This window comes from Brachyspira hampsonii (genome assembly GCF_002214805.1).
In the GTDB taxonomy this organism is placed as follows: Bacteria; Spirochaetota; Brachyspiria; order Brachyspirales; family Brachyspiraceae; genus Brachyspira; species Brachyspira hampsonii.
The window spans coordinates 46,912-62,016 of sequence record NZ_CP019914.1 but is presented as its reverse complement, the minus strand read 5'-3'; the positions used below and the strand labels follow the sequence as shown (position 1 = coordinate 62,016).

13 protein-coding genes are annotated in these 15,105 nt (G+C 27.2%); 7 read left to right on the top strand and 6 right to left on the bottom strand.

What is annotated here, in order from left to right:
* Positions 1-616: 616 nt before the first annotated feature.
* The 5 genes from BHAMNSH16_RS00245 (at position 617) to BHAMNSH16_RS00225 (ending at position 5,844) form a co-directional block, all read left to right on the top strand.
* Positions 617-1,159 carry a hypothetical protein gene (locus BHAMNSH16_RS00245; protein WP_039953887.1) on the top strand — a complete coding sequence of 181 codons (543 nt, stop codon included), beginning with the start codon at positions 617-619 and terminating at the stop codon, positions 1,157-1,159.
* A 22-nt stretch (positions 1,160-1,181) separates the two neighbouring features.
* Positions 1,182-2,717 carry an NTP transferase domain-containing protein gene (locus BHAMNSH16_RS00240; RefSeq protein WP_069732099.1) on the top strand — a complete coding sequence of 512 codons (1,536 nt, stop codon included), beginning with the start codon at positions 1,182-1,184 and terminating at the stop codon, positions 2,715-2,717.
* On the top strand, positions 2,692-3,822 hold the full coding sequence (locus BHAMNSH16_RS00235; RefSeq protein ID WP_069732100.1) for a hypothetical protein: 1,131 nt from the start codon (positions 2,692-2,694) through the stop codon (positions 3,820-3,822). Before BHAMNSH16_RS00240 ends, BHAMNSH16_RS00235 begins: the two co-directional genes overlap by 26 nt.
* Positions 3,823-3,889: 67 nt before the next feature.
* Entirely contained in the window at positions 3,890-4,771 is an 882-nt protein-coding gene (locus BHAMNSH16_RS00230; RefSeq protein WP_008727206.1) for a DUF2225 domain-containing protein, read from the top strand.
* 2 nt (positions 4,772-4,773) lie between these two features.
* Complete coding sequence (locus BHAMNSH16_RS00225) at positions 4,774-5,844, top strand: LptF/LptG family permease (protein ID WP_008727207.1); 1,071 nt, start codon at positions 4,774-4,776, stop codon at positions 5,842-5,844.
* Positions 5,845-5,869: 25 nt separating this feature from the next.
* Here the strand turns inward: BHAMNSH16_RS00225 and BHAMNSH16_RS00220 are convergent, their stop codons facing one another.
* The 3 genes from BHAMNSH16_RS00220 to dxr all read right to left on the bottom strand — a co-directional run bounded on the left by BHAMNSH16_RS00220 (position 5,870) and on the right by dxr (position 9,380).
* Complete coding sequence (locus BHAMNSH16_RS00220) at positions 5,870-6,304, bottom strand: GNAT family N-acetyltransferase (protein ID WP_069732101.1); 435 nt, start codon at positions 6,302-6,304, stop codon at positions 5,870-5,872.
* Between the two features lie 71 nt (positions 6,305-6,375).
* Complete coding sequence (locus BHAMNSH16_RS00215) at positions 6,376-8,112, bottom strand: proline--tRNA ligase (RefSeq protein WP_039953885.1); 1,737 nt, start codon at positions 8,110-8,112, stop codon at positions 6,376-6,378.
* Between the two features lie 113 nt (positions 8,113-8,225).
* Complete coding sequence (gene dxr / locus BHAMNSH16_RS00210) at positions 8,226-9,380, bottom strand: 1-deoxy-D-xylulose-5-phosphate reductoisomerase (protein WP_008727209.1); 1,155 nt, start codon at positions 9,378-9,380, stop codon at positions 8,226-8,228.
* Between the two features lie 221 nt (positions 9,381-9,601).
* Between dxr and BHAMNSH16_RS00205 the strand changes: the two genes are divergently transcribed.
* Both BHAMNSH16_RS00205 and BHAMNSH16_RS00200 read left to right on the top strand, forming a co-directional pair.
* Positions 9,602-11,230: a GldG family protein gene (locus BHAMNSH16_RS00205; protein ID WP_008727210.1), complete on the top strand. Its 1,629-nt coding sequence runs from the start codon at positions 9,602-9,604 to the stop codon at positions 11,228-11,230.
* A 37-nt stretch (positions 11,231-11,267) separates the two neighbouring features.
* On the top strand, positions 11,268-12,542 hold the full coding sequence (locus BHAMNSH16_RS00200) for a lipopolysaccharide biosynthesis protein (protein ID WP_069732102.1): 1,275 nt from the start codon (positions 11,268-11,270) through the stop codon (positions 12,540-12,542).
* Positions 12,543-12,593: 51 nt separating this feature from the next.
* Here the strand turns inward: BHAMNSH16_RS00200 and BHAMNSH16_RS00195 are convergent, their stop codons facing one another.
* The 3 genes from BHAMNSH16_RS00195 to BHAMNSH16_RS00185 all read right to left on the bottom strand — a co-directional run bounded on the left by BHAMNSH16_RS00195 (position 12,594) and on the right by BHAMNSH16_RS00185 (position 15,100).
* On the bottom strand, positions 12,594-13,397 hold the full coding sequence (locus BHAMNSH16_RS00195) for an ankyrin repeat domain-containing protein (RefSeq protein WP_069732103.1): 804 nt from the start codon (positions 13,395-13,397) through the stop codon (positions 12,594-12,596).
* A gap of 224 nt (positions 13,398-13,621) precedes the next feature.
* Entirely contained in the window at positions 13,622-14,314 is a 693-nt protein-coding gene (locus tag BHAMNSH16_RS00190; protein WP_008729256.1) for an ankyrin repeat domain-containing protein, read from the bottom strand.
* A gap of 150 nt (positions 14,315-14,464) precedes the next feature.
* Complete coding sequence (locus BHAMNSH16_RS00185) at positions 14,465-15,100, bottom strand: Crp/Fnr family transcriptional regulator (RefSeq protein ID WP_008729254.1); 636 nt, start codon at positions 15,098-15,100, stop codon at positions 14,465-14,467.
* Between the last annotated feature and the right edge of the window lie 5 nt (positions 15,101-15,105).

Genomic DNA, 15,105 nt, shown 5'->3' with positions numbered 1-15,105 from the left:
TGCCTAGATAAAAAATTGTGAGTGCCTGACATTCGAGAGAATGGCAGGGCTTATTAACGAGCGATTTTTTATTGATAATGGAAATGTAGGAAAGAGGGATTATATTCTTGTTCAGAAATACTTCCAGCTTGTCTCGATACCCTATTACGCTCTGCGTGCCTAGATAAAAAATTGTGAGTGCCTGACATTCGAGAGAATGGCAGGGATTATTAACGAGCAATTTTTTATTGATAATGGAAATATAGGAAAGCGGGATCTAAAGAACAAGCTATGGATTTGTAAGGATTTCTCGATACCCTACTCAAAACATTTGTCTTGGCTGTAAAAAATCGAGCTGCTGATAACTTTAGTTGTCAGCACCTTAAGGCGAGATTTTTTATTAGTGATATAAAAGCGGGATTTATTTTATTATTTTTGATATATGGCTGTATAATGCTAACTCTTATTCAATAAAAAAATTATATTCAAAAATATTTATGTATGTAACATAAAACTTCAATGAAAAATAATATTCAATAATATTCATTATGCTTTGTATAAATATAGATTAATTTAACATAATATATTTATTAAATTAATACTTGCAGTTTTCTATTATAAGTATATAATGTATGATATGGAAATAAAAGATTCTACAAGAAGTGCTTTAGTCAGAAAAGGTAATGAGCTTTTTAATCAGAAAGATATAGAAGGTGCTTACAGATGTTATCTTACAGCTTCTTATTATGGAGGCATAGAAAAAGTTGCAGATTATTATAATTTTGAAAAGAAAAATATAATAAAGGCTATGCAGCTTTATAAATTCATCATTAAAGAAGACTCTAATCTTGGCGGAAATGTAAGGGCTAAACAGAAATTAGATAAATTGGCAGAATCTGTGGCTAAAGTGCTTAGAAAATGGCTGAAAGAAGATGAAACTTTTAATGCCGATAAGAAAAATGATAAATTAGAATTAGATAGTAAAAATGCAGCTCTTCCAAATAATTATAAAAAAAATAGTTTAGAAGATATTTTAAAAGCAAAAGAAAATATAGATTCTAAAAATAATAATTCACAAGTTAGTGATAAAATTGTAAATTCTGATTTCTACTCTAAAACTGCCAATATAAAAAAACCTGTATTTGAACAAATATATACAAATAAACAAAATAAAAAATAAACATTATAATTAGGAGTTACCTATGGAAAAAAATGTAGTTGAAATTGAGAATGCTCTTGCTTCATTATCATCTAAGTTTTCAAAAAATGACACATTAGTGATAATCTTAGCTGCTGGTCATGGTAAAAGAATAAGAAGTTCTACATCTAAAATGCTTCATACTATATGGGGAGTTCCTAGTATAGAAAGAGTTAGACTTGCTGTAAAAAATGGTATGCCTAAGAGTAATATTACTATAGTAGTAGGTATAAAAGCTCTTGATGTTGCTAATGCTGTTGGAAAACAGGCTAATACAAATTTTGCTTATCAGGAAGAGCAAAGAGGCACAGGACATGCTGTAAAAGTAGGACTTGATAAGAGTGATTTAAAGAATATAAAATACTGCTATGTAATATATGCTGATATGGGACTTATTGACTCTGAAACTATGAAAGAGTTTCATGAAGAATTTTTGAAATCTAAAACTGATATGATAGTTATGACTGCTAAGTATGACGGACCTAAGGGAAGCAACTATTATGGAAGAATACTTAGAAGCAGAGGTCTTACATGTGATGGTAAAAAAAGCAAATACAGACAAGGCTCTCAGGGTAATGTTATAGGAGTTATTGAATATAAAGATATACTTGCAATGAGTGATGATGAAAAACTGTATAAAGTTTATAAAGATGAAAAATTCTCTTATGAAAAAGATGAGCTATTAGATAACTTTAACGAATATGTTGCCGGTATTTATGGATTTAAAATGAAGCCTTTGGAAGAGCTTATACAAAAGTTAGAATCTAATAATGCTCAAAATGAACTATATCTTACTGATTTAATAGAGATTTTTGTAAATAATAATTTGTCTATATCTACTTATATGCCTAAAGACAGCAGAGTTGTTTTAGGATTTAATGATAAAACAGTTCTTAAAGAAATGGAATCTATAGCTAGATCCAATGTTTATAATAAGCTTAAAAATATAATTACTATATATGACGGAGAGGACTTTTTTATAGATGATACTGTAGTAGAACAGATACTTGAGAGAGATAAAGATGAAAAACCTTTAGACATATATGTAGGCAAAGGTGCTTATATAGGAAAGAATGTTACGCTCAATTATGGGGTTACTATATCGCATGGTGCCAAAATAGAAGGAAATGTGCATTTAGGTGAAAATGCCTACATTGGAGATAATGTTCTTTTATCATGTTTGGAAAATCAGAAACTTATATTAGATGATAATGTCAAAATATATTCCGGAAATCAGATTAAAGGTAATGTATATATTGGAAAAAATACTACATTAGAGAGAGGTGTTAATGTTACAGGAAGCGATAATCACCCTGTAAATATAGGCTCTAATGTACTTATTAAAGGAGTTAGTTATCTTTACGGCTCTATTGTTGATGATAACGCATATATAGAACACTGTATATTCTATTATTCTTATATAAAAGCATTACTTGACGATAAAGGAAATGTAATAAAATGCAGATTTATAAGACCTAAAGAGGAAGGGCTTGAATCTGTTAGTAAAATAGAAAATGTTAAAAAAACTAAAAAAAAGTAGTGTATTAATATTCGCTGCAATAGTATTATTATTTGCAAGTTTAAATGCACAATATCAAAAAGAAATAAAAAAAGATGCTCCTCCTCTTACAGAGCATTATGTAAGAATGAGCGGCTTTGAATCATTGTATACTTGGTCTGTAGCTTCTTTAAGAGAAGAGCCGTACATTAGTGAATTATTTGTAGATGGATATAACAATGTACATTTTGCATATTACGATAATATTCTTAATACAGCGGTATATGTTACAGGAAAAGACGGCAATTTTACAAGAACTATATTAGATAATAATAGAGAGCTTGGTAACTTTATAAGTATAGCATTAAATAATAGAAATGTACATGTATCATATAATAAAGCAAATAAAATATTATATGCTAACAATAATTCCGGTACTTTTAATAATTATACTATGGATATAAGACAAAATAGAAAAATCAATGATTTAAAACTAGTTATGTCGGCATTCAATTATCCTACATTATTTTTTGTAGATAATAGAGGTATATTATCTGTATCTAGATTTTATAGAGACAATTTTTTTTCAGATTTTATTTATACTAACAAAATAGTAGACAATGTTTATCCTGTTGCTGAAAAAGACGGATATGCACTTTATTTGCATGAATATCAAACAGGCAACATATTATATGGTTCTAGGAAAACTAATACTGCTTTTCAATTTTTTGATGACAGGGCTATAGTAACCAATTCTAGTATTTATTCAGTTTCTTATGAAGAGCATAATAGATTTAATATAGTTTATCTCACAAAAGACAATCCTAATACTATTAATTACACAAGATTTTATGACGGAGTATTTACTAATGGTACAATAGTTGCTGAAGATGAAAATATAATTTCTTTAGATTCTGCTTTGGATTATGCATCACAAATAATGGTTTTATACACAAAAGAGAATGGAAATAAGTACTTATTTATGGATAATAGAGTGATAGATTTATCAGTATTAGGAACAAGTTCAGGTAATATAAGATTAAAATCGGCACAATATCCATATTTTTATATATTATATTATAATAATATATTTAATGAACTTAGAATTACAAAGCTAAATATAAGTGATATTGAAAAATTAAAATAAACCGATAATTGATTTAACATTTTTATATTATAAATGTTATAGAAATAAGTATATAATAGGATTTTTTATGAGTGATGAACAACCAAAAGTATCGTTTATAGAGAAAAACCCAAGAACATGTCCTGTATGTAATGGAGAATTTTATCATGAAATGCTTCTTACAGGAGGAGGAAGACTAATTGCCGGAAAATTAAGGAATGACTTAAGAAGAACTTATGAAAAAAGTAAAAAATATGGTACAGTTTATCCTTTAATATATGTTGTAGTAGTATGTCCTCATTGTTTATATGCTGCTTTTCAAGAGGATTTTAATTTGATAGATCATAAAAAAATAGATGAAGCTGCAGATACATCAAGACAAAGAGCTTCATATATGAAAGAATTTTTTGGAAATGATGTAGATTTTACAAAAAATAGAACACTTTTAGAAGGTGCTGCTAGTTATTTTTTAGCTTTAGACGGATATCGTTATATTGGAAAAGACAGTGCCCCTACTTTAAAAAAGGCTTTATGTTCTTTGAGATTAAGCTGGACTTTGGAAGATTTAGCAAATATATATCCTGATGAAAATTATGACAGACTTATTCCTTTTTTCCAATATAAAGCAAGCGAATTGTATTCGGCTGCAATAGAATGCATGCAAAATGGTAAGGAAAATTTTGAGAAAATAAAATCATTTGGTCCTGATATAGATAATAATTTCGGATATGAAGGTATGCTTTATATGGGAGCATTGCTAGGAATGGATGCTTCTAAGTTTATACCGGATCCTAAAGTTAAAGCTGAAACTCTGGTACAGGCTAAGAGAAAAATAAGCAAGATATTCGGATCTGGAAAAAGCAGCAAGTCTAAACCTTCTGCTTTGCTTGAAAAAATAAAAGAACTTCATGTCGCTATAACTGAAGAATTAAATCAAATTCATGAAGAATATGGTATAGATGTAAGTTAATAATGAAGAAATTAAATGCTTATTTATTAAAAGAATTTCTATCTTTCTTTTTTGGTTCTTTGCTGCTGTTTGTCGTATTGGTTACAATAGCTGAATTGAGCGGAAAATTATCACACTATGTTCAGCATCCGGAATTATTAAGATATATTGTTATGTATCATGTACTAAGGATTCCGCATAATATATATTATATATTTCCTGTTGCTTTAATGTTTTCATCTACTTATGTACTTGGTACTTTTGTAAAAAATAAAGAGATGCTTGCTATAGAAAATTCTGGGATTAGTTTATTTAAATTTTCTATGCCTGTATTTGTTATTGTAATAGGACTATGTCTATTTTTAGTATTTTTTTGGCAGTTTGTAGCAGCTCCATCAAACAAAAAAGCATTTATAGCAAATGATACTATAAATGGTTATGGGCAAGCAACTAAAAGCGGTCCTTGGGAACTTTTTGGAGGAGATAATTATTTATATTTTATAGAAACTTATTTTTATAATGAACAATATATGAAAAATACTATTGTAATAAAATTGAATGATGATGGAGGAATTAGATTTAGAATATCAAGTCCTCGTATACAATGGAATAATGAAGATAGAAAATGGTATGTTTTAGATGGTATATTAACTACATTCAATGATAATAAAGAAATAAAGGTAGAAAAAATAAATAATTATCCTTTAGAAGTTTTGGAAAGACCGGAACATTTTTATGGAAGACCTCTTTTAGATTCTATGAGTTTAACTGAAGAAGCCCGTATAATCAGATTACAAAAAGAAGTTAATATGAATACTTCCAGATTAGAAACAGATTTGCATTATAGAATATCATATTGTTTTTCAGGCTTTATTATCGTTTTACTTGCTTCATTATTTTCAAAGTTTTCTACTCAAAGTGTACTAGTTATAAGTTTAGTTATGGTTATAATAGTTGCTTTAATGTATTATTCTATACTTATGATATTTAGATCTATGGGTGAGGCTGGAAATATGAATCCTTTTATTGCTGCTTGGATGCCTAATATTATATTTGCAATACTTTGTATATTGGCATTTAAGAAATTCCATTAATTCTATTTCATTACTTGTTAAAAAGTTAATTTAATATTTTTTCCATAATTAAAGCATCAAATTTATTATTATAATATTTTTTTCTTACAGCTATTTCTTTAAATCCATTTTTTATATAAAAATTTTTTGCTTTTAAATTATTTTCATGCAAGTCTAATTTTATGCTTAGTATATTATTATTTTCAGCATCCTTAAATAAATATAATAATAGTTTTTCCCCATACCCTTTTGGATATGATGCTATAAATATTATATCTATTTCAGGCTCTAATAAAAAATAGATTAAAAAACCCGTTACCTGATTATTATCTTTTACTATAATTACTTTATGATATTTATCTTTTATATATTGTTTTAAATTATTTTCTGATAAATTAATATATTCACTTTTTGAAGATATAAAAATAATCGAATTAATTATATTATTATCAATATCATTTACAATTTCTATATTTTCCATACTAATATAAAAAATAATGAATAAGAAAGTTGATAATAACTTCCCTATTCATTTATTTATAATTGAATTTATTATAATTTACTGTTTATTTCATTGAATAATTCTTGTTTTTTTGTTTTTACATATTCAATTATTTCCTCGATTTTCACTTCAATACTTTCTTGTGATTTTCTAAGTTTGAATTCAACTACCCCTCTTTGAAGTGATTTTTTACCGACTATTATTCTCATAGGAATACCAATTAAATCACAGTCATTGAGTTTAACCCCAAGCCTTTCTTTTCTGTCATCGAACATAGTTTCAACACCAATAGAGTTTAGAGCATTATATATTTCTTCTGCTTTTTTAAACGAGTCTTCTCCCTCTTTATCAATGGCAACTACTATAGCCTCATAAGGAGCAACACTTATAGGAAATATTATACCCTTATCATCATAATTTTGTTCTATAACAGAAGCCAAAGCTCTATTAACTCCTATACCATAGCATCCCATTATAGGAGTAATTTCTTTATTGTTTTCATCTAATACTTTAAAATTGAAAGCCTGAGTATATTTATCACCAAGTTTAAAAATATGTCCTAATTCTAATCCTTTTTTCTGATATAGTGTTTCTCCGCATTCAGGACATCTGTCGCCTTCTTTTGCAGTTCTAAAATCACCCCATACATCAATATTAAAATCTCTTTGTATATTAACATTTTTTATATGGGTATCATCTTTATTGCCTCCGACTATAGCATCGGCAACGGATTTAATGGAATAATCAGCAAATATTCTTATTTTCTTTTTTAATCCTATAGGAGAAGCAAAACCAACTCTAGCACCTGTAACTTCTTTTACAGTTTCTTCATCGGCAAGTTCTATATCAAGTCCTCCTAATGCATTGGAAAGTTTAGTTTCATTGATTTCCAAATCGCCTCTAATGGCAACTAATATAATTTCACTTTCTTCTGTTTTATAAATTATACTTTTAATGAAATTTTTTGAAGAAGTATTAAAAAATTTTTCCAAATCATTTATAGTTTTTATATCAGGAGTATTAACTTCTTCCAATGCTTTATCCGTATAAGACTTAGCTGCTTCATCTTCTTTGACATTAGCTTTTTCAACATTAGCCCTGTAACCGCATTTAGAACAGAAAATAATCGTCTCCTCACCTACTTCGCTTAATACCATAAACTCTTCGCTTCCTTCTCCTCCCATAGCACCGCTGTCTGCTTTTACGCTTACAGTATCAAGTCCCATTCTTTTGAAAATTTTTGTATAAGCACTGCTCATATCATTATAAGTTTTATCAAGACATTCTTTAGTAATATGAAATGAATAAGCATCTTTCATTGTAAACTCTTTAGAGCGTATAACTCCGAATCTTGGTCTTATCTCATCTCTGAATTTTGTATGTATTTGATATAAAGTCAAAGGCAAATCTTTATATGACTGTATTTCATTCTGTGCTGTTATGGTAAAAGCCTCTTCATGAGTAGGTCCCATTGCCATATCAACATCATTTCGATCTTTTAATCTGAATAATTCTTTTTTAAATCTTTCCCATCTTCCTGAAGGCGTTAATAATTCCTTTGAAACAAGTATGGGCATTATGCATTCATTAGAACCTATTGCATCCATTTCCTCTCTGATAATATTAGATATTTTATTTAATACTCTAACACCAAGAGGTAAATATGAATAAAGACCATTTGATATTTTTCTTGCAAGTGCAGCTCTTAACATTAATTTATTAGAAGCTATTATTGCATCGCTTGGTGCTTCTTTTAATGTTGGCATAAATAGTTTCGATAAACGCATAATATTTCCTTAAATAATTTTTTGATAATGATATATTATAAGATTAAAATTAGCAACTATATAAAAAACTTAATAATGTAATATGGTTATAAACATTACAGTTTCTAAAATTTTTATTTTGACATAGAGTTAATCATCCAAGCCGTTTCTTTTCTTATTTCACTGTCCATATTGATAATATTATCTATGCTTAATGGTACATTTATTTTTATTTCGCATACCTTTGACACTATATTAAATATATCAATGAATTTTATTTTCTTTTGTAAAAATGAATACACACATATTTCATTAGCCGCATTTAAAACGCAAGGATAAAGTCCTCCTTTCTTTCCGCATTCATAAGCTAGTCTAAGCATTACAAATTTATCGAAGTCCATTTTATAAAAATTTATTTCTGAATGTTCATATAATCTTAATTTTTCAAAAGGAGTATTTCTAATTTCAGGATAAGTTAATGCATGCTGTATAGGAAGACGCATATCATTTTTACCAATCTGGGCATAAATCTCTCCATCATTCATTTCTATCATAGAATGTATTAAACTTTGAGGGTGAATAATGGTTTCTATTTTATCATAATCCAAATTAAATAAATGATGTGCTTCTATAACTTCAAAGCCCTTATTCATCATAGTGGCACTATCTATTGTTATTTTACTTCCCATAGACCAAGTAGGATGTTTTAAAGCCATTTCAACTGTTACATTTTTTAATTCTTCTTTTGGAGTTCTAAAGAAAGGACCGCCTGATGCTGTTATTATAACTTTTGAAAGCGATTCCTTAGGAAAATGCCTTAACATTTGAAATATTGCTGAATGCTCGCTGTCTATTGGTATTAATTTTGCATTATGCTCTTTCAATAATTGGTTTATTATATCTCCGCCTACAACTAATGTCTCTTTATTAGCTAATGCGATTGTTTTACCTTTTTTTATAGCCTCTACTGTAGGTAAAAATCCTGCATATCCGGTTAGTGCATTAACTAATATATCAAAATCAGTATGCTTTACAAAATCAGCAATAGTTCCTTCATAAATGTTTATATTTTTTGCTAAGTCATAATCTTTAAAAATATTTTCTGCATTCTTATCAGCTATATTTACAGTTTTAGGCTTAAACTCTTCACATAATGTTCTCAATATATCTATTTTACTGTTTGCAGACATTCCCACTATTTCAAAGTCATTATTAAACTCTCTCACAACTGAGCAAGTATTAGTACCAATAGAACCTGTGGCTCCTAATAAAAGAATTCTTTTTTTCATATTCCTGCTAAATGCTCCCAAATATTTTTTTAATTAAAATATAATATATCAAAATTATAAATTAATAAATAGATATAAATTAAAAATATTGTTTTATGTATTTTTTTTAATAGCCGATAATATTTCGGAATAAGCATAACTAAACATAACTATTGAAATTTATCATTAATTTATATATAATACTTATTCAAATTAATTTAAAAATAATGGATTTTTACTAAATGTCAAATAAGAAATTTAATTTAAAAATAGCTACATTAGCTTCATGGGTATTATTATTTTTTGCTTGGATTTTCTTTTATGCAGTAACCCAAAGACCTACTACAGTTTTTTGGATTGTACTTGCAATATCGGCCATTATAACAATTATTACATTAATAGTAGACAGAAAACAGATAGTATCTTTTTTGAAGATGCGATTCGTACATAAAGCCTTTTTTGGCATATTATCATTAATAATAATTCTTGCTATACTTGTAGGTTTATATATTATAAGTATAAATTTCCCTATAAGATTTGACTTGACACAAAATAAATCATATACAGTATCTCAGCAGACTATGGATGTTTTATCTAGAATAGACAGTCCGCTTTCTATAGTAGTACTTAGAGCTCCTAGTACAGACCCTACATCAGCAGATTGGAGAGCCGATTTATTATTAGAACAATATAAAAGAATAAATAAACATATATCTGTAGAATATATTAACCCTATAGAAAAACCTTCTGCTAAAAGTAAATATCAAATGACTCAAGTTGGAGAAATAGTATTTACTTATGGACAGGGTAAACAAGTGAGAGTATACAGAAAAGATTTAACAACTCAGTCTAAAGTAACTTCAGATCCTTTATTTGTAGGAGAAGAAAAATTCACTCAGTCAATATATACTTTACTTGATACAGAATCTTATACAGTATACTTCACAGTAGGACATGGCGAAAGACAAATACAAGACAGAGGCGGAGAAGGTTTGTCTTATGTGAAAACATACTTAGAAAATGAAAATTATAAAGTTAAAGAATTGAATATTATACTTGAAAATATTCCTACAGATGCATCATTAATAGTAATAGCGGCACCGGTTGAAACATTCAGTGATTTTGAAATAGATAAATTAAATAATTATGTAAAAACAGGAGGAAAACTTCTTGTTTTATATGACAGCTTTATGGATAGAAGTAAATTTAATTGTAATTTGGGTAATTTCCTATCTGATTGGGGTTTTAAAACTAAAAATGATTATATAATAGATACTGCTTCAAGTGTTGTTATACCTGTTAATATAGTGCCTCAATATACTTCTCATCCTATCACTCAAACACTTAAAGAAGGAAATGTATTTGCCTGCTTAGTTGTGGCAAGAAGTATATTAAGCGGCGAAAATAAATATAATGGTAGCTTTGAAAATATAATTACAACTACACCTCAGGGATATGGAAAAGAAGAAGCTACATTTGATTTATCAAGAGCAAGATTCAATCCTAGAACAGATATACAAGGTCCTGTGCCTTTAGCTATAAGCGGTACTTATGAAATAGAGGGCAGAAAAGAACCTGCAAGAATAGTTGTTTTCGGTGATGCTACATTTGCTTTGAATGCATATATTAATCCAGAACAAGGTCAGTCTGTAGACATAGCCTTTGCAGGAAATAAAGATTTATTTATGAATACAGTTGCCTATCTATTGGAAGCAAGACAGAAAATTACTATAAGACCAAAAGAAGCAAGCATAAAAAATCTTACTCTTACTACTACTCAAACTAATTTTATAAGATATGTTGCTCAAATAGGTTTGCCTTGCTTATTTGGTATATTAGGTATATTAATATGGTTCTTAAGAAGAAGATAATATATTACAATGAAGTCTATGCATAAGTTAATATAATATGAATAATATAAAATTGCTGTACAAAAAATATTCATATTATATTAACTATGCTTTATTAGTATTAATAAACGGTATTTCAAGTGTATTAAATTATGTATCTTCAATATATGTCAACAGAAGTTTATCAATATCAGATTTCGCTCATTATAATGGTATTACAAATATATATTCTATAATAGTTTTAACAGTTTCAAGCTTTAGTTATTATATAATGCATAATTACAAAGACGATGAAGATGCATATACTTATTGGGCTTACGGATACACTATTGCAATTATAATATCTTTTCTTTATATATTATCTATACCATTAATCAATATACTTTTTAATATAAATAGTTACAGTTCTCTTTTAATTATGTCTATTGCAATATTTGCTACTATACTATTTATAGTTTCTCAATCTATATTAAGAATTAATAATCATATAGGCTATGATTATACTGCAAATCTAATAGCGGCATTCATATCAAAAATAGTTTTACTAGCTTATTTCATAATAACAGGGCTTACTTTAGAAAAAGCAGTTATCACTGTAACAGCATTTGCTTTACTATATTTTATTATAAATATAATAGAATTAAAAAAACTTAATCTCCCCTACTTTACAATATTAAATAAAATAAAAACATATTTCTCAAAGCAAAAAATATATATATTCTTTAGTTATATAATTCATATAGCTATAATAAATTTTATATTTAATTGGATATCATTAAGCGATGTGTTAATGGCTAATAGATATTTAGATAAAACAAGTGCAGGCTACTATTCTACTATATCATTAATAATAAAAATGTTTTTTTATATAGGAACTCCAATAGCTTCAGTTATGTTTTCTTATATTTTAATAGCCAAAAAAGATAATAATAAAAACAAAGAAACAAAAATACTCTATTATTCTATTTCACTTTTTGTATTTGCTTCTATTTGTCTGTCAGCATTTTTAATTGTATTCGCAAAACAAATAGTATTAATACAATTTACAAACAGATATGAAGCCATTATTCCATTGATTCCTCAGGCTGTAATTTTTGGATTTTCTTTAGGCTTTACGGTTATTGCATTTAATTACGGGCTTGCTTATAAATTATTTGCTCCATTTTACGGATACTTAATCATATTTGCTTATGTATATTTTTCATTAAGAAACGGGCTTAGAACTTTTGAAAATTTCATGTTCATAATGAAAATATTTTTTATAGCTTTGCTTATATACAATATTTTAATCATATTAATACATAGAATAATATTAAGAACTAATGGAAAATAAAATAAAAATAGTAATTAAAAAATATTATAAAGCTAGTTATAAAAATTATTTTTAGAATCTACCGCCTTTTTCAGAAATCAACTTCGTTATTTTACTATTATTTTTAGTTATTGCATAATATAATGCTGTGTTTCCATCTTTATCTTTAGCATTAAGATCAGCTCCAGCTTCTATCAATAACTCAGCTAATTCTGTATTATAATCAAAAATTACCCACATTAAAGGAGTAATATTTTCTAATTGTATATTTCTTGAATCATCTTTTATAGATAATCTAGTATTAACATTAGCCCCAGCTTTTATTAATAACTCAGCTACTTCTTTATCTACATAAAATGTCAAAGGAGTAAAATCTTTTAAATATAATCCATCTGTCTTGAATGATACTTTTGTATTTACATCAGATTTTTTTTCTATGAGCATTTTTGATAAATCTGTTTTCTCACGTTGTATAGCATGTATTAAAGCTGTAAATCCTGCATTATCTTTTATATTAACATTAGCACCTTTTTCTATTAGTATCTCCGCTATTTCGTCTTGCTTATAAATAATAGATAAGATTAAAGCTGTAGCACCGCTTTCTTTCTCTTTTTTATTGAGATCAGCACCTTTTTCTATAAGCAGCTTTGCTATTTCGTCTTGCTTATAAATAATAGATAAAATTAAAGGTGTAATACCATCCATAATATCTAAATTTATATTGGCTTTTTTATTATTTAAAAAATCTAAAACTTCTTCTTTATTACCATTCGCTATATATGATGCGAATTCTTTTTCATCTTTACTAAGCTCTGGATACAAATTATTAAAACTAAATAAAGCATACAATATTGCCATAAATACAATTTTTTTCATATAAATCTCTTTAATAAAAATATTTATATATAATATATTAATGATATTGTTTGTCAATATAATTATTCTAGTTTCAATTTTATGCAGTATGGAATAAAAATACCTTCTTTATAATGTAAAAAAGCAAACAAAGTCTTCCTCCTATACGCCATACATGCAGTACTAGAGGCACTATGTTTGCTTCGTATTGATACTCTTCACAATTATAATAAAATTACTTTTTATTACTTAGCACCTTTTTGAATGAGCAGCTGCTCTATTTTAGTATTATTTATACCTCTTGCATAATCCAATGCTGTTTTTCCGTCTTTATCTTTAGAATTGATATCGGCCCCAGATTCTATTAACAACTCAGCTACTTCCGTATTATCAGTAACAATAAACCACATTAAAGGTGTAGCATTTTCTAATTTTATATCTCCATTTTTACAAGATAATTTAAGATTAATATCAGTACCAGCATTTATTAATAATTTTGCTATTTCTTTATCTTGGTTAAGTATTAAAGGAGTAAAATTTTTCATATATACTCCATTTTCATTTAATGAAGTTTTTATATTGACATCAGCTTTTTTTTCTATAAGTATTTTTGATATTTCTGTTCTATTATACATTATAGAATGTATTAAAGCGGTAAATCCAGACTTGTCTTTTACATTGATATTAGCACCTTTTTCTATGAGTATTTTAGATATTTCATCTTGTTTATAAATGATAGAAAACATTAATGGGGTTAGACCATCTTCTATTCTGCCACTTATATCAACTTTTTTATCATTTATAAGCTCTAAAACCCCTTCGCTGTCACCAGATACTATATACGATAATAATTGTGCTGCGTTTTCAGCTTTTCCTGAATATAAAGCATTAAAACTAAATAAAGTATACAATACTGCCATTAATACAATTTTTTTCATATAAACCTCTTTAATAAAAATATTATACATATGATACATTAATTATATTATTTTGTCAATATGATTATTTGTAATTAACATAGCATTTTTAAGGAATAAAAAAGCCGATAACTAAAAGTTACCAGCTTTTTATAAATAAAGTTTATTAACTTATGATTTTTTTCTTTTTAAGTCAATTTGTCTCTGAATTTCCTTTAAATTTTTAACGTAAATTGTATTAGTTCTGATATCTATTTTACCTGTTTTTACCAATGTATTTAAAACTTTCTGTACTTCAACTACCTTTACGCCGCACCAATTAGCTATATCGTTTATAGTGGCATTCAATTCCTGAGGCTCATAATAATGATCTCTAGGTATATTCTGAAGTTCTGCTAAAAGTAAAAGACAGTCATATACTCTCAAATCAGTTTCATTTAACTGAAGTATTAAAAGTCTTCTTTTGGCATCAAATATTCTTTTAGCAAAAGTTTTTGACAGCTTCAAAGCCATAACTGTATTGTTAGCCAATATATTTTGGAAATTTTCTTTTCTTAATTCTAAAAGCACTGTAGGTTCATTTGCTATGGCTGATGCACTTCTTGTTGTATCTTCTAATATAGCCATCTCACCGAAAAATTCACCGGCATAAACTATATCTAATAATTTTTCAACATCTTTTATAACTTTGGTAATTTTTACAGAACCGCTTTGAACTAAATAGAATTTATCGCCTCTTTCATATTCCAGAAATATAACATCATCAGTATTGTATTTTTTTGTATGAGAACTTAAATTATTATCCATATTTG